The sequence below is a fragment of the Streptomyces sp. CG4 genome, assembly GCF_041080655.1.
In the GTDB taxonomy this organism is placed as follows: Bacteria; Actinomycetota; Actinomycetes; order Streptomycetales; family Streptomycetaceae; genus Streptomyces.
The window spans coordinates 8166300-8181763 of record NZ_CP163525.1; the positions used below are offsets into that span (position 1 = coordinate 8166300).

The 15464-nt window shown below is 70.2% G+C and carries 17 protein-coding genes; 3 read left to right on the forward strand and 14 right to left on the reverse strand.

The window, feature by feature from the left end; all coding sequences use genetic code 11:
* Positions 1-125: 125 nt before the first annotated feature.
* The 6 genes from AB5L52_RS37510 to AB5L52_RS37535 all read right to left on the reverse strand — a co-directional run bounded on the left by AB5L52_RS37510 (position 126) and on the right by AB5L52_RS37535 (position 5214).
* On the reverse strand, positions 126-611 hold the full coding sequence (locus AB5L52_RS37510; RefSeq protein ID WP_351019930.1) for an Lrp/AsnC family transcriptional regulator: 486 nt from the start codon (positions 609-611) through the stop codon (positions 126-128).
* 36 nt (positions 612-647) lie between these two features.
* Positions 648-827: a hypothetical protein gene (locus AB5L52_RS37515; RefSeq protein WP_351019932.1), complete on the reverse strand. Its 180-nt coding sequence runs from the start codon at positions 825-827 to the stop codon at positions 648-650.
* Positions 828-922: 95 nt separating this feature from the next.
* On the reverse strand, positions 923-1873 hold the full coding sequence (locus tag AB5L52_RS37520; protein WP_351565561.1) for a cytochrome c oxidase assembly protein: 951 nt from the start codon (positions 1871-1873) through the stop codon (positions 923-925).
* A gap of 102 nt (positions 1874-1975) precedes the next feature.
* A complete protein-coding gene (locus tag AB5L52_RS37525) occupies positions 1976-3001 on the reverse strand; it encodes a 6-phosphofructokinase (RefSeq protein ID WP_351019935.1) in 1026 nt (341 codons plus the stop codon).
* 224 nt (positions 3002-3225) lie between these two features.
* Positions 3226-3954, reverse strand: a complete 729-nt coding sequence (locus AB5L52_RS37530) for a glutamine amidotransferase (protein ID WP_351019937.1) — start codon at positions 3952-3954, stop codon at positions 3226-3228.
* Between the two features lie 21 nt (positions 3955-3975).
* Positions 3976-5214 (reverse strand): MurT ligase domain-containing protein, encoded by a 1239-nt coding sequence (locus AB5L52_RS37535; RefSeq protein WP_351019939.1) that lies wholly within the window; start codon positions 5212-5214, stop codon positions 3976-3978.
* A 154-nt stretch (positions 5215-5368) separates the two neighbouring features.
* Between AB5L52_RS37535 and def the strand changes: the two genes are divergently transcribed.
* Positions 5369-5908, forward strand: a complete 540-nt coding sequence (gene def / locus AB5L52_RS37540; protein ID WP_351019941.1) for a peptide deformylase — start codon at positions 5369-5371, stop codon at positions 5906-5908.
* 12 nt (positions 5909-5920) lie between these two features.
* On the opposite strand, the gene AB5L52_RS37545 is transcribed toward def, so the two are convergent.
* The gene (locus AB5L52_RS37545; protein ID WP_023552603.1) at positions 5921-6565 is read right to left on the reverse strand and encodes a TetR family transcriptional regulator; all 645 of its coding nucleotides are present in this window, start codon (positions 6563-6565) and stop codon (positions 5921-5923) included.
* A 170-nt stretch (positions 6566-6735) separates the two neighbouring features.
* Here AB5L52_RS37545 and AB5L52_RS37550 point away from each other — a divergent pair, with 170 nt between their 5' ends.
* A complete protein-coding gene (locus tag AB5L52_RS37550) occupies positions 6736-7962 on the forward strand; it encodes an acyl-CoA dehydrogenase family protein (RefSeq protein WP_351019943.1) in 1227 nt (408 codons plus the stop codon).
* Positions 7963-8045: 83 nt separating this feature from the next.
* Here AB5L52_RS37550 and AB5L52_RS37555 read toward each other — a convergent pair whose 3' ends face one another.
* From AB5L52_RS37555 to AB5L52_RS37565, 3 genes are read right to left on the reverse strand one after another with little or no spacing between them, the layout of a single operon-like run.
* Complete coding sequence (locus AB5L52_RS37555; RefSeq protein WP_351019945.1) at positions 8046-8567, reverse strand: cupin domain-containing protein; 522 nt, start codon at positions 8565-8567, stop codon at positions 8046-8048.
* Between the two features lie 7 nt (positions 8568-8574).
* Entirely contained in the window at positions 8575-9789 is a 1215-nt protein-coding gene (locus tag AB5L52_RS37560) for a cytochrome P450 (protein ID WP_351019947.1), read from the reverse strand.
* Between the two features lie 7 nt (positions 9790-9796).
* On the reverse strand, positions 9797-10861 hold the full coding sequence (locus tag AB5L52_RS37565) for a type III polyketide synthase (protein ID WP_351019949.1): 1065 nt from the start codon (positions 10859-10861) through the stop codon (positions 9797-9799).
* A 186-nt stretch (positions 10862-11047) separates the two neighbouring features.
* On the opposite strand from AB5L52_RS37565, the gene AB5L52_RS37570 reads away from it, so the two are divergent.
* A complete protein-coding gene (locus tag AB5L52_RS37570) occupies positions 11048-11695 on the forward strand; it encodes a transcriptional regulator (RefSeq protein ID WP_369367866.1) in 648 nt (215 codons plus the stop codon).
* A gap of 14 nt (positions 11696-11709) precedes the next feature.
* Here AB5L52_RS37570 and AB5L52_RS37575 read toward each other — a convergent pair whose 3' ends face one another.
* The 4 genes from AB5L52_RS37575 to AB5L52_RS37590 all read right to left on the reverse strand — a co-directional run bounded on the left by AB5L52_RS37575 (position 11710) and on the right by AB5L52_RS37590 (position 15438).
* Positions 11710-11943, reverse strand: a complete 234-nt coding sequence (locus AB5L52_RS37575) for a DUF6213 family protein (RefSeq protein ID WP_023552609.1) — start codon at positions 11941-11943, stop codon at positions 11710-11712.
* 25 nt (positions 11944-11968) lie between these two features.
* Positions 11969-13354 (reverse strand): NADP-dependent succinic semialdehyde dehydrogenase, encoded by a 1386-nt coding sequence (locus tag AB5L52_RS37580; protein ID WP_369367867.1) that lies wholly within the window; start codon positions 13352-13354, stop codon positions 11969-11971.
* 75 nt (positions 13355-13429) lie between these two features.
* Entirely contained in the window at positions 13430-13903 is a 474-nt protein-coding gene (locus tag AB5L52_RS37585) for an NUDIX domain-containing protein (protein WP_351019955.1), read from the reverse strand.
* Positions 13900-15438, reverse strand: coding sequence for an ATP-dependent DNA ligase (locus AB5L52_RS37590; protein WP_369367868.1), 1539 nt, complete (start codon positions 15436-15438; stop codon positions 13900-13902). The genes AB5L52_RS37585 and AB5L52_RS37590 overlap by 4 nt, the downstream gene beginning before the upstream one ends.
* Positions 15439-15464: the final 26 nt, after the last annotated feature.

Below are 15464 nucleotides of genomic sequence, written 5' to 3' on the forward strand. Positions count from 1 at the left end.
CACTGGGGGGTGCCACAACGGTAGAAACGGAGATCGGCGACCGACAAGCGAGAAAAGCTGCACGCATACGCAGCATCACTGCGTTTTCATCGGGCTCCACGCACGGATGCTGCGCATACTCCGCGTCACTCCGGTGCCGGATGGGTGGCGCCCGCCTCCGGGCTTTCCGGGAGCAGATGGGACAGGACCATCACGCTGATCGTCTTGCGGATGAACGGCTCGGTGCGGATCCGCTCCAGCACCTCCTCGAAGTGGTCCACGTCCCGCGCCCGCACATGCAGCAGCGCGTCCGCGCCGCCCGTCACCGTCATGGCCGCCGTGATCTCCGGATGGTTCCGGACGACCTCCGCGAGCCGCCGGGGCGGAGCCGCGCCCTCGCAGTACACCTCGACGTACGCCTCGGTGCGCCAGCCCAGCGCCGACGGCTGCACCGTGGCCGTGAACCCGGTGATCACCCCGGTCTCGCGCAGCCGGTCCACGCGCCGTTTGACCGCGGTGGACGACAGCCCGATCGCCGCGCCGATCTCGGCGAAGCTGGTCCTGGCGTTCGCCATCAGCGCGGTGACGATCTTGCGGTCGAGGTCGTCGAAGGAGGCGGTCCTGCTGTTCATGCGGGCACTGTAATCAGCCAGGTCCGCCGCGGGGACCTAGGACTGTGTGACGACCATCGCGAGGGTCAGCAGGCCCAGGACGACCCAGCCGAACCACAGCCAGCCATTACTGCCGATCGCGACCGTGTAGGCGGTCACGACGACGAGACCGCCGACCGTGACAGCCCCCATCACCTTGGTGGAGCCGTTCGTCGGGCCGTTCATGGAACCGGGCATCGCGACACCCTCCTCGTGGTCCGTCCTCGACCATGGTGCCCCGGATCCCGCCCGGAGGGGACGCCTCCGCGCAGCTCGTGCGCAGTTCGCCGCGACTAGCCCTCGCGCGCGTTCAGCGAGGCCAGATAGGCGTTGTACGCCTCCAGCTCCTTGTCGCCGTCCCGGTCGGCGGCCCGGTCCTTGCGCTTGGCCTGCCGCTGCTCGGAGCCGTACCACTGGAACAGCAGCGCGATCAGCACCAGCACGGACGGGATCTCGCTGAACGCCCAGGCGATCCCGCCGGCCGCGTTCTGGTCGGACAGCGCGTCGATGCCGAGCGAGGCCGACGGGTGCTTGAAGGTCTCCACCATCGGCGTCGACGCCATCATCAGCGCGATACCGAAGAACGCGTGGAACGGCATGCCCGCGAACAGCTCCAGCATCCGCATCAGATACCCCGGCCGGTGCGGGCCCGGGTCGATGCCGATGATCGGCCAGAAGAACACCACGCCGACCGCGAGGAAGTGCACCATCATCCCGATGTGCCCGGCCCGGGAGCCCATCAGCAGGTCGAACAGCGGGGTGAAGTACAGCGCGTACAGGCTCGCGATGAACAGCGGGATCGTGAACGCCGGATGGGTGATGATCCGCATGTACCGGCTGTGCAGCAGGGCCAGCAGCAGCTCGCGCGGCCCCGTGCGGCCCTTGCCGGCCACCGGCAGCGCCCGGAGCGCCAGCGTGACCGGCGCGCCGAGCAGGATCAGGATCGGCGACAGCATGCTGATGATCATGTGCTGCACCATGTGCACGCTGAACATGACCATGCCGTAGTCGTTCAGCTTGGTGCACATCACCAGGGCGACGGTCAGGACGCCGATGACGTACGACACCGTACGGGACACGGGCCAGCCGTCCCCGCGCCGGCGCAGCCGCGCGACACCCCAGCCGTACAGGGCGAGCCCGGCCACGCAGGCGACGAGGAAGAACGGATCCGCCGACCACTGGAGCCCCCGCCCCAGCGTGAACGGCGGCAGATCCATCATCATGCCGTGCCCGCTGTGGTTCATCCGGCGGCTCCTGATTCGTGGGGGTTGTGCAAGTTGTCCGCCCCAAGAGTAGAACCGCCCCCGGTCACAGCCGTGACCGGGGGCGGGTTGTTCTCGGGTGAACTACAGGACGCACTCCGCCTCGTCGTATCGCTCCACGGGCACGGTCTTCAGGGTCTCGACGGCCTCGGCCAGCGACACCATCACGATGTCGGTCCCCCGCAGCGCCGTCATCTTCCCGAACTCACCGCGATGCACGGCCTCCACCGCATGCCAGCCGAACCGCGTGGCCAGCACCCGGTCGTACGCCGTCGGCGTCCCGCCCCGCTGCACATGCCCCAGGATCACCGGCCGCGCCTCCTTGCCGAGCCGCTGCTCCAGCTCGATGGACAGCTGCCGGGCGATCCCGGCGAAGCGCTCGTGGCCGTAGATGTCCTTGCCGCCCTCGTCGAAGTCCATGGAGCCGGCCTTGGGCTTGGCGCCCTCCGCCGCGACGACGATCGCGAACCGCTTGCCGGCCTCGAAACGCTCGCCGACCCTTGCCGCCAACTCCTCGATGTCGAAGGGCCGTTCGGGGACGACGATGGCGTGGGCGCCGGCCGCCATGCCGGAGTGCAGCGCGATCCAGCCGGTGTGCCGGCCCATGACCTCGACGATCAGCACTCGCTGGTGCGACTCGGCGGTGGTCTTCAGCCGGTCCAGGGCCTCGGTCGCCACGGTGACGGCCGTGTCGAAGCCGAAGGTGACGTCCGTGACGGCGATGTCGTTGTCGATGGTCTTGGGCACGCCGACGATCGGCAGCCCGCCCGCCGACAGCAGCTGAGCCGCCTTCAGCGTGCCCTCACCGCCGATCGGGATGATCGCGTCCAGGCCGAGTTCCGCGACATGGCCCTTGGCCCGCTCGACACCGTCCCGCAGATGCTCCGGGCGGACCCGGGAGGAGCCGAGGATGGTGCCGCCGCGCGCCAGGATGCCGCCCACGGCGTCCAGGTCGAGCTTGAGGTAGTCGCACTCCAGGAGGCCCTTCCAGCCGTCCCGGAAACCGATGACCTCGTCGCCGTGGTCGGCGACGGCGCGGTGCACGACGGACCGGATGACGGCGTTCAGGCCGGGGCAGTCGCCGCCGGACGTGAGGACACCAATGCGCATAGCCCGAAATACCTTCTCAACGTGGGCCGGGTAACCGGACCACGTTGTCCGGCGGATTCCCGGCCACCCTACCGGCGTGAGGGGGTCGCTCCGTAGCGGGCGTCCGCCTGCTGGACGCGCCCGCACATGTGAGCGGACGGTCCGTCAGGCGGGCTCGTGACCACCGTGCCGGCAGGTGCTGGAGGAACCCTTGAGCACCCTTGGAAGAAGCCCCGGAAGGAGCCTCACGCGGGCTGCTGGGCCGCCGTGATGCGCTCGTCGCGCAGCGCCTCGTACCAGCGGTCGTCGACCGGCGGCAGCGCGTTGACGTCGAGCGCCAGCTTCAGCAGCAGGTCGGCGATCTGCGGGTTGCGCGCGAGGACCGGGCCGTGCATGTACGTGCCGAACACGGTCCCGTTGTACGCGCCCTCCGTGCCGTCCCCGGTGCCGTTGCCCCGGCCGATCTTCACCCGCGCGAACGGGCGGGCGGTCGGGCCGAGGTGGGTGACGCCCTGGTGGTTCTCGAAGCCGGTCAGCTGCGGCAGCCCGAGCTGCGGGTCGATGTCGGCGAGCACATCGCCGACGCACCGCTCGCCCTCGCCGCGCACCGAGACCACGTCGAGCAGGCCGAGACCCGGCTCGCGCTGGCCGAGGTCGTTGATGAACTCGTGGCCGAGGATCTGGTAGCCGGCACACACGGAGAACACGATCGCGCCGTTCTGCACCGCGCGGGACAGATGCCCGTCCCGGCGCAGCCGCTCGGCCGCGAGCCGCTGCGGCCGGTCCTCGCCGCCGCCGATCAGATAGATGTCGCCTGAGGTTGGGATCGGCTGGTCGCTGCGCACGTCGAGCCGGGCCACGTCCAGGCCGCGCTGTCGGGCCCGCCGCTCCACGACGAGAGCGTTGCCCTGGTCGCCGTAGGTGCTCAGCAGGTCCGGGTAGATCCACACCAGCCGCAGTTGGTTGTCGCTCATGAGGTGATCGCCCTTCGAAGATCAGTTGCCGACGCGGCGGCGCAGGTCCTGGAACGCGGTGTAGTTCGCGATGACCTCGATCCGGCCGGGCGGGCACATCTGCACGGCCTGGTCGAGATTCTCGCAGACCTGGAAGTGCTGGTTCGCGACCTCCAGACGGACGGCGAGGTCCAGCTTGCGGTCGCCGATCACGAAGATCGGGTGGCCGGTCAGCCGGGTGTAGTCGACGTCCCACAGCCAGGAGGTGTCGGTGCCGTCGGCGCCGCGGGCGTTCACGGACAGGATCACCGGCGCGGGCGGCGGGTCGATCAGGGAGAAGGTCTCCAGCCAGCCGGCCGGGTTCTTGGCCAGCAGCAGGCGCAGATCACGGTTCTGGAACTGCACCACGTCGTACCGGCCGGCCACGGCCTGCACCTGGTACATCCGCTCCAGCGCGACCTGCGGCGGCACCCCGAAGACGGCGGCGACGGCCGCGGAGCTGGCCGCGTTCGCCTTGTTCGCGCGCCCCGGCAGCTGCAGATGAATGGGCCAGGCCGACCCGTGCGGGTCCAGCACATGGTCCCCGGACAGCGCCCAGGCCGGCTGGGGCCGCCGGAAACCGCACTCGCCGCAGAACCAGTCGTCGCCGGGGCGCTGCATCACGCCACCGCAGGACGGGCAGGACCAGGCGTCGTCCTTCCACATCTGCCCGGCCGCGACCCAGATCACATTCGGGGACGAGGAGGCGGCCCACACCACCAGCGGGTCGTCGCAGTTCGCGACGATGACGGCCTTGGAGCCGGCGAGGCCCTCGCGCCAGTTCTCGGCGAGCATCCGGGTCTCGGCGGCGCGGTCCAGCTGGTCACGGGAGAGGTTGAGCAGCGCGATGCACTTGGGAGCCGTGTCCCGCGCCACACCCGCCAGGTACTTCTCGTCGACCTCGATGACGCCGAACTTGGCGTCCGAGCTGCCCGCGAGCGCGGAGGTGATACCGGCCGGCATGTTCGCGCCGAGCGCGTTCGAGACGACCGGGCCCGCGGCGCGCAGCGCCTCGGCGATCAGCCGGGTGGTCGTGGTCTTGCCGTTGGTCGCCGAGACCAGGACGACGTCCAGGTTCTGCGCGAGCCGGGCGAGCAGGTCGGGGTCGAGTTTCAGCGCGACCCGGCCGCCGATCACCGACCCGCTGCCGCGCCCCGCGGCGCGCGATGCCGCAGCGACCGCCTTGCCGGCGGTCACTGCCAGCTTGGCCCGCGGCGTGAGCGGGTCCGAGTTGCCTGCCATCAGTTCTCGATCCTCCTTGCGTACGCGCCGCGCCTGGGGCCATCCGGCAACGTGGTGTGGGGTCCTCAGCCTATCGAGATCCATTCGCACACCCGAATCCCGGCCCACGCCATGCGCGGCGGGCATGAGCTGAAGGAACCGTACCCTTGCCGCTATGCGACACGGCACGATCCCGGGCGCCCACGGGCGAGTCCGGCCCCTTTCCCTGCTCGGCGACAGCGCTCTCCACGAGCCCTGCCGCGAGGTCTCCGGCTTCGGACCCGAAGTGGCCGCCCTCGTGGAGGACTTGTTCGCGACCATGTACGCCGCGCAAGGGGTCGGGCTGGCGGCGAATCAGGTCGGGGTGCCGTGGCGCGTCTTCGTCTACGACTGTCCGGATGATGACGATGTGCGCCACCTCGGCCACGTGGTGAACCCCCGCCTCGTCGAGACGGACGGCGTGGTGATCCGCGGCCCGGAGGGCTGCCTGTCCCTGCCGGGGCTGGAGGCGGGGACGGAGCGCTACGACCATGCGGTGATCGAGGGCGTGACGATGACGGGGGAGCCGGTCACCGTCCACGGCACGGGGTTCTTCGCCCGCTGCCTGCAGCACGAGTACGACCACCTGGAGGGCCGCGTGTACGCGGATCACCTCACGGGGTGGCGCAAGCGCAGATTGGCCAGGCAGATCTCCCGAGCTTCATGGAGCCGGTGAGGGAGTCGCCCCTCAGAACCCCGGGCCTCCCATTCTGTCCCCGGCGGCCGCAAGGCGACCCCACAACAGATCGGCAAGGGACCGCACCAACTCGGCCCGGGAGCAAGGACGTTCACCCAGCCACCAGTCCCCGGCCGCATGCATCATCCCGACGATCCCATGCCCCCACACCCGGGCCAGCTGCTGACTCTCAGGTCCGAGATCCACCCGCTCCTCGATGACCTGGGCAAGCTCCTCGCCCATCCGCCGAAGCAGCGGCGCCGAATGCTTGCCGACGTCGAAGCCCTGGTCGCCGCCCTGACTCCCCTCCGCCGGATGCATCAGGAACCGGTACACCTGCGGCCGTGCCTCGATCGCGGCGAGATACGTGTCCAGCGTGGACTCGACCCGCTCCCGTCGATCCGCCGGAGCGTCCAGCGCCGCCCGCAGTGAATCGAGCAGCGCGTCCGTGTGCCGCTTGGCAAGGGCGGCGTAAAGCCCGCCCTTGTCGCCGAAGTGCCGGTACAGAATCGGCTTCGTGATCCCCGCCTCCGCAGCGATCGCGTTCATCGACGCCTGTGGGCCGTCGCGCAGCACCACCCGGTCGGCGGCCTCCAGCAGCTCGCGCCGTCGGCGGTCGGCGGACCGCTGCTGCTCGGTCCGCTGTGTGGTGTCCATGTGCTCTCCCCACCCGTGCTGATTCGGTGACGCTTGCGCAAACTAACACTGACTGTGCCCCTGGCATCGAACGGGATGCCGAGGTGTCATCGAAGGTTGACTTTTCCTACCCGTCGGTAACACACTCGGGTTACCGCTAGTAACACCGTATCGCCGCCGCTGGAGGGGACATGGCCGAGTTCACCATGGAGCTGAACGACGAACAGAGGGAAGTCCGGGACTGGCTCCATGGCTTCGCCGCCGATGTGATCCGTCCCGCGGCAGCCGAGTGGGACGAGCGCGAGGAGACTCCCTGGCCCGTCATCCAGGAGGCCGCGAAGGTTGGCATCTACTCCCTGGACTTCTACGCGCAGCAGTACTTCGACTCCACCGGGCTCGGCATCCCGATGGCCATGGAGGAGCTGTTCTGGGGGGACGCGGGCATCGCCCTCTCCATCGTGGGCACCGGCCTGGCCGCCGTGGGCGTGCTCGCCAACGGCACCGAGGAACAGATCGGCACCTGGATCCCGCAGATGTACGGCGACCAGACCGACGTCAAGGTGGCCGCGTTCTGCTCCTCCGAGCCCGACGCCGGCTCCGACGTCGCCTCCATGCGGACGCGAGCCGTGTACGACGAGGCCAAGGACGAGTGGGTGATCAACGGCACGAAGACCTGGGCGACCAACGGCGGCATCGCCAACGTCCACGTCGTCGTCGCCAGCGTCGACCCGGAGCTGGGCTCCAAGGGCCACGCGTCCTTCATCGTCCCGCCGGGCACGCCGGGGCTCGCCCAGGGCCAGAAGTTCAAGAAACACGGGATTCGTGCCTCGCACACCGCCGAGGTCATCCTCGACAACGTCCGTGTTCCCGGTTCCTGCCTGCTCGGAGGCAAGGAGAAGCTGGACGAGCGGCTCGCCCGTTCCCGTGAGAAGGCGAAGGCCTCCGGGGAGCGGGTGAAGAACGCCGCCATGGCGACGTTCGAGGCGTCCCGGCCCGCCGTGGGAGCCATGGCGGTCGGCACCGCTCGGGCGGCTTACGAGGTCGCACTCGACTACGCCAGGACCCGCGAGCAGTTCGGGCGGCCGATCATCGACAACCAGGGCGTCGCCTTTCAGCTCGCGGACATGCGCACGCAGATCGACGCGGCTCGTCTGCTCGTCTGGCGGGCCTCGTGGATGGCCGTCAACGGCAAGCCGTTCACCGCCGCCGAGGGGTCGATGTCCAAGCTGTTCGCGAGCGAGACCGCGAAGAAGGTGACCGCGCAGGCCATCCAGATACTGGGCGGGAACGGGTACACGCGTGAGTACCCGGTCGAGCGGATGCACCGGGACAGCGCGATCTACACGATCTTCGAGGGGACGAGTGAGATTCAGCGGCTCGTCATCGCGCGGACCTTGGCCGGGATGCCGATTCGGTAGCGACGTCAGGGTTGCTGCGCGATCCGGTCACACCGCCGAGTGCGGCTGGTCGCGCAGTTCCCCGCGCCCCATGGCAGGGACACTCACCTGTGTCTCAAAGGTGTGAGTTGCTCGATGTCGTACTTGGCCCGTAGCGCCTCGATCGCCTCCTGGTCCGGCGGGCCGCCGTTGCCCAGGATCTCCAGCAGCTCCTCGAAATAGCGCTCGTGGTCCGGTGGGGGCGCGGCCTGGAAGAACATCTTCGCCGGGCTGTCCGTCGGATTGGCGAAGGCGTGCGGACAACCGGGGGGAACGACGATGACCGTGCCCGGAGTCGCGCGCACCACCCTGTTGCCCGAACTCGACTCCCACTTCTGCCACTTGTCGGGGGTGCGGATGACCGGCTCGAAGGCGAGGACGTCCAGTTCTCCCTCCAGGACGTAGAACAACTCCTCGCTGCGGGTGTGCACATGGGCGCCCACGTCGAAGCCCGGCGGGACCTCCACCTCGAAGGTGGAGGCCATCCGCGAATGCGTGCCGGTGACCTTGAACGTCACGCGCTGGGCCGGTGTCTCGACGACGCGGCCGTGGCCCGGCGGTACATACAGTCCCTCGGTCCATGTCATGGGAGGCTCACCAGGTCACCGGCAGGGCCTCGGGGCCCCGGATCAGCGCGCCCTTCTTGAAGGGCACCTGCTCCGGCGGTACGGCCAGGCGCAGGCCCGGCACCCGGTCCAGCAGGGCGTCCACCATGAGTTCCTCCTCCAGCCGGGCCAGCATGTTGCCGGGGCAGAAGTGCGGGCCGAAGCCGAAGGAGACGTGCGGGTTGGGGCTGCGGGAGAAGTCGATGGTCTCCGGATCGGGGAAGACCTGCGGGTCGCGGTTGGCGGCCAGGTAGGAGTTGTACACCGCGTCGCCCGCGCGGATCCGGACGCCCCGGATCTCCACGTCCTCCAGGGCGATCCGGGACAGGCCGACGGCGTTGCGGTGCGGGATCCAGCGCAGGAGTTCGTCGATCGCCCTGGGGCGGATCTCCGGTTCCGCGCGCAGTCGGTCCACCAGGTCGGGGCGGGTCATCAGCAGATAGAACAGCTGCCCGCTGTTGTTGGTGACCGCCTCGCCGCCGATCTGGAGGAGACCGGCGAGCCCGACGGCCTCCTCCAGGGTGACCTCGCCCCGGCCGACCGCGGCACCGAGCAGTGAGGCGACGTCCTCGGCCGTGCTGTTCTCGCGCAGCGCGATCAGGTCCGAGAAGTAGGCGGCCATCTCCCGCTTGGCCTTCTCGCTGACCTCCTTGCCGTTCGAGGAGGACAGGATGAGCTGGGTCCAGGTGTGCATGGTGTGCCGGTCGGCGGCCGGGACGCCCATCATTTCGCAGATCACCGCGATCGGGAACGGGCTGAGGATCGTGGCCGTGAGATCGGCGGGCGGGCCGTCCTGGAGGAGTTCGTCGACGAGTTCGTCCAGCATGGCGCGCGCTTTCTCGCGCACCCGCTCCACCCCTTTCGCGGTGAACGCGGCCGCCACCGAGCGGCGCAGCCGGGTGTGGTCGGGCGGGTCGAGGAAGCCGACCGCGCCCGGGTCGGGGATGAAGTGCGGGGCCAGCCGGGTGACCGGCTTCTTCATCACCTCCTCGCGGCTGAAGCGGGGGTCGTTGGTGACCATGCGGACGTCGTCCATCCGGGTCACCAGCCAGGCCCAGCCCTCGCCGTTGGGCAGCTGGATGCGGGTGACGGGTCCTTCGCGCATCAGCTCTCTCAGCACCGGGTCGAAGTCCGTCCCGGTCAGGTCGAGCGCCGGCCAGTGCCGGATCGGGGGCAGGGTCTCGGTGAGCGTCTCTTCGGTCATGCCGTACTCATGCCGTTTCTCGGTCAGAGCTGCGCCAGCGGCCCAGCGCCATTTCCGCGGTGATGCCGGGTCCGAACCCGGCGAGGAGCCCGCGCGCCCGGTGCTCGGCGCCGCCCTCGTCGAACATCCGGCGCAGCGCGTCCAGCACGACGCCGGAGGCGATGTTGCCGTACTCGGTGAGGGTGGCCCGGCTGAACCGGAACGCGTGCGGGTCGACCTGGAGGAACTTGCTCAGGTCGTCGAGGATGCGCGGCCCACCGGCGTGGACGATGTAGAAGTCCAGGTCGGACGCGTCCCAGCCGTGGGTGCCCGCGAGGTCCTGCAAGGCCGGGGCCAGCGGTTCCATGGTGGCCGGCACCCGCTTGTCGAGCAGGAAGTGGAAGCCGGTCGCGCGGACGTCGTACATGATCCACTCTTCGGTCTTCGGGATCAGGTACGAGCCGTTGCGCTCCAGCTCGATGCCGGTGCCGCCCTTGCCGCGGACCACGGCCGCGGCTATGCCGTCACCGAACAGGCCGTTGGAGAGCAGCGAGCCGACGCCGAGGTCGGTGGGCTGGTAGCACAGCGAGCAGAACTCGCAGGTCACGATGAGTGCATTGGCCTCGGGGTAGGCCACGCAGAAGTCGTGTGCGCGGTTGATCGCCGCGCCGCCGGCCGCACAGCCCAGCTGGGCTATGGGGAACTGCCGGGTGGTGGAGTCGAAGTCCATCTCGTTGATCAGCCACGCGGTGAGCGAGGGCATCATGAAGCCCGTGCACGAGACGTAGATGATCACGTCTATGTCGGTGGTGAGGAGCTCCGCGTCGTCGAGCGCCCGCTGTATCACCGCGGGGACCCGGGCCTTGGCCTCGGCCTCGTAGAGCTTGTTGCGCTCCTCGAAGCCGGGGTGCTTGAGGGTCTCCTCGATGGGCTGCACGATGTGCCGGGTCTTGACGCCCGTGTTCTCGATCAGCCGCAGCGCGAGCGGCAGTTGCGGGTGATCCGCGTGACGGGAGCGCGCCAGTTCCAGCGTCTCCTCCATCGTGATCACATGTTCCGGAACCGACACCGAGGGTCTGCACAAAGTCGCCATGAACCGTGCCTGCTTTCAGCCTTCCGGAAGGCCTTCGCCCACCGGTCAGAGGTCGTTCACCCTTGGGAGGTGGTTCACCCACGATCACTCGGACTGGCGACGATCTCTCGCCGAACTACTCCAGACTGGGGACACCGTGTCAGGCTCGGACGAGAAGAAGCACGTCCGCGCGAGGGAGAAAGCACCATGACGGCAACGGCCGGGGACCTGCTGCAGACGACCACCCGGGCACTCGCCCCGGACCCGACGGCCAACCCAGTCGTCCCCCTAGTGGAACGCGGCGAGGCGCCCCCGCGGACCCTCGCGAGGCTGGCCCTGGAACAGCAGTGGGTGATCCCGGCCGACCGCCGCTCCTTCGAGCACCTGGCCCAGCGTTCCGGCCCCGCCGCCGCGGTCTTCTTCACCACCCTCGCGACCGGCGAGGAACGGGCGGGAACGCACCTGGAGGCCTTCGCCCGGGCCGTCGGCGTGACGGCGGACCACTCCCGCGCCTACCTCCCCCTGCCCGGCTGCCAGGCCTACCCCGCCTACGTCTCCTGGCTGGCCCTCAATGCCGACCCGGCGGACGCCGTCCTGGCCCTCACGGCGAACTTCTCCGCCTGGGGCGGCTACTGCGCCCGCATCGCGACGGGCCTGCGCACGCACTACGGTTTCGGGGACGAGGCCTGCGCCTTCTTCGACTTCTTCGCCGAGCCGTCCCCGGACTTGGACGAACAGGCGACGGCGGCGGTACAGGCGGGCCTGGACTCCGGCACCTTGCACACGAACAGCGCACACACCTACGGAACCTTGCTCCAGACGTACGAGAGCATGTTCTGGGCAGCGCTGAGCTGACGGAGCCGAACGACCTACGGCGCCCCGCTGCTGTGCGCGATACACGCCACGTCGATACGATCCGCCAGCTTGGCCAACTCAATGGTCAGCGCGGCGACCGTATCCTCGTCCAGCCTCTGCTCCCCGCCCTCGACAAGCCGCAGCCACCGAGCCCCCACGGTCCGCAGCAACTTACTCACATCGGCCGCGGCCACCTGCAAGGTCCCACGGTCGTCCACGATCAGAGGCAGAGTCACTTCGCCGTTCACAGACCGGATGCTAGCCGCGCGGCGCTCACGCACCCTGCCAAACCGTGGTGATGTTGCAGAACTCGCGGATTCCGTGCCCGGACAGCTCACGCCCGTACCCGGACCGTTTGACCCCGCCGAACGGGAACGCCGGATGGGAGGCGGTCATCCCGTTGACGTACACGCATCCGGCCTCCAGATCGCGGGTGAACCGCGCCACCTCGCCGTCGTCCCGCGTCCACACATTGGAACTCAGCCCGAACGGCGAGTCGTTGGCGATGAGCAGCGCCTCGTCCAGGTCACCGGCCGGGTACAGCGTGGCCACCGGCCCGAACGCCTCCTCCCGGTGGATCCGCATCTCCCGGGTGATCCCGGCCAGCACGGTCGGCGGGTAGTACCAGCCCGGCCCGTCCGGCCGCAGGCCGCCGCACAGCACCTCGGCGCCGCTGCGCCGCGCGTCGTCGACCAGTTCCTCCAGATCCCGCCGCCCCTGCTCGGTGGCGAGCGGCCCGACGTCGGTGTCCTCCTCCAGCGGGTCGCCGACCTTGAGCGCCCGCATCCCGGCGACGAACTTCGCGACGAAGGCGTCGTAGACGTCACGGTGCACGATGAACCGCTTCGCCGCGATGCAGGACTGCCCGTTGTTCTGCACGCGTGCGGTGACCGCCACCTCGGCCGCCCGGTCCAGGTCGGCGGACGGCATGACGACGTACGGGTCGCTGCCGCCCAGCTCCAGCACCGTCTTCTTGATCATCTGCCCGGCGGTGGCGGCGACCGCCCGGCCCGCGGGCTCGCTGCCCGTCAGCGTCGCCGCCTTCACCCGCTCGTCGCGCAGGATCTCGTCCACCGCGCCCGCGCCGATCAGCAGCGTCTGGAAACAGCCCTCCGTGAAGCCCGCACGGTGGAACAGGTCCTCCAGGTACAGGGCCGTCTGGGGCACGTTGGAGGAGTGCTTGAGCAGGCCCACGTTGCCGGCCATCAGCGCGGGCGCGGCGAACCGTACGACCTGCCACAGCGGGAAGTTCCACGGCATCACCGCGAGCACCGGCCCGAGCGGGCGGTAGCGCACCCGGACCCGGGACGCCCCGGAGTCCCGCACATCCGGCTCGGCGGGCTCCTCGTCCGCCAGCAGTGCCTCGGCATGCTCGGCGTACCAGCGCATCGCCTTCGCGCACTTCGCGGCCTCCGCACGTGCCTGCCCGACGGGTTTGCCCATCTCCAGGGTCATGGTCCGGGCGATCTCCGGCTGGTCCTCGTCCAGCAGCTCGGCGGCCTGGTTCAGCAGGCGGGCCCGCTCGGCGAACGGGGTGGTCCGGTACGTGCGGAACGTGGCCTCGGCGAGCTGGAGCCGGCGTTCCAGCTCTTCCTCGCCCATGGGCTCGTACGTCTTGAGCGTCTCGCCGTTCGCCGGGTTCACCGTCGCGATGGGCATGGCTGACCTCCCTGGGAGCGGGCTTGACTCGACCTTCGCGCGCGGGCGTGCGGTCCGCAACGCGTGGCGTCCGGTTCAGTCCGTGTGCTCCGCCAGCCGGTCGAGAAACGCGTTCTGGGCCGTGATGATCAGCTCCCGGGCCCGGTCCAGGCCGAGCCACTCCACGCGGTCCAGTTCGGGGAACTCCTGCTCCCGGCCGGACCTCGGCGGCCACTCCATGGTGAAGGTGCCGGGGCTGAAGGCGCTCAGGTCCGGGTCCGCCTCGACGGCCCACGCCGTGACGATCTTGCCGTTCTTCTGCACGACCTCGCCCAGCGGTACGGCCGTCCCGCCGGGCGGTGCCAGCCCCAGCTCCTCGCGGAACTCGCGCCGGGCGGCCTCCCAGGCGGGCTCGTCGGGAGCGTACTCGCCCTTGGGGACCGTCCACGCCCCCGCGTCCTTCTTCGCCCACAGCGGACCACCCATATGGCCGAGCAACACCTCAAGGCCGTCGTCGGTGTGCCGGAACAGGAGAAGTCCCGCGCTGCGCTTCGTCGTACGCACCGTCATGGCCTGACCTCCGGGTGGGCCGCCAGCAGGGCCTCCACCGTATCGGCCTCCTCGGGGCGTTTGTCCTCGCGGTAGCGGATCACGCGGGCGAAGCGGAGGGTGACGCCGGCCGGGTAGCGGGAGGAGCGCTGGAGGCCGTCGTAGGCGATCTCCGCGACGAGTTCGGGGCGGACCCGGACCACCCAGCCGTCGTCCTCGACCGCCAACTCCTGGAGCTTCTCGGTCTGCCAGGCGAGCATCGCGTCGGTCATGCCCTTGAAGGTCTTGCCGAGCATCGCGAACGTGCCGTCCGGATTGCGGGCGCCGAGGTGGAGGTTGGAGAGCCGGCCCGTGCGACGGCCGTGACCCCACTCGGCGGCCAGCACGACCAGGTCGAGGGTGTGGACGGGCTTGACCTTCAGCCAGGCGGCGCCGCGCCGGCCCGCGCTGTAGGGCGCGTCCAGCGCTTTCACCACCACGCCCTCGTGCCCGCGGGCCAGGGTCTCGGCGAGGAACCGTTCCGCCTCCGGGATGTACTCGGGCCCGGAGGCGACCGTCCGGCGCACCCGCATCGGCTCGGGCACCAGCCGGGCCAGCCGTGCGTGCCGCTCGGTGAAGGGCAGGTCCAGCAACTCGGTGCCGTCGACCGACAGGACGTCGAAGAACACGGGGGAGACCGGGACCTGACCGGCCGCCTTCGCCACGTCCGTCCGGGAGCCGACCCGGCCCGCCGTCTCCTGGAAGGAGCGGGGCCGCCCGGCCGCGTCGAAGGAGATCACCTCGCCGTCCAGAATGAACCGCTCACCCCCCAACTCCCGTGCGGCGGCGGTCACTTCGGGCAGCCGGTCGGTGATGTCGTCCAGCGTGCGGGTGTACACCCGGACCGTGTCGCCGTCCCGGTGGACCTGCACCCGGATGCCGTCCAGCTTCTCCTCCACCGCGCACGCGCCCAGCTTCTCCACCGCCTCGGCGACCGAGGACGCGGTGTGCGCCAACATCGGCAGCACGGGCCGGCCGACGGTGAGCCGGAAGCGCTCCAGTGCCCCGGGCCCCTCGGCCAGCAGCGCCCGAGCGACCGTCTGCAGCGACCCGGCGAGCATCACCGCCCGGCGTACGGCGGCCGGGTCCGCCTCCGTCGCCCGGGCGAGGCCCTCCACGGCGACCGCGTCCAGCGCGCCCTGCCGTACCTCGCCGGTGAGCAGACCGCGCAGGAAACGCTGCTCCTGCTCGGTGGCCGCGCCCATCAGCTCGCCGACGAGCCGCGCCCGCTCCGCCTGCGAGCCCGGCCCGGACACCGTGCCCAGCTCGGTGAGCAGTGCGTCGACCTCCCGGACCGTGAGGGTGGGCCCGGCGGCCGGCGGCACCGGACGGCTCAGCACCTTCCAGCCGACGCCGAGCCGGCCCTGCGGCAGCCGGCCGGCCAGATACGGGATGACGACCGGCACGTCGTCCGGCTCCGCCTCCCGGAACAGCTCCGCGAGCAGGGCCGTCTTGCGGGAGCGGGCCGCTGTCGCGGCGACCTCCCGGGACACCTGGGCCAGCCGGGCCAGCAGCATGCAGCCATCGTGCCTCAGCGCTCCGC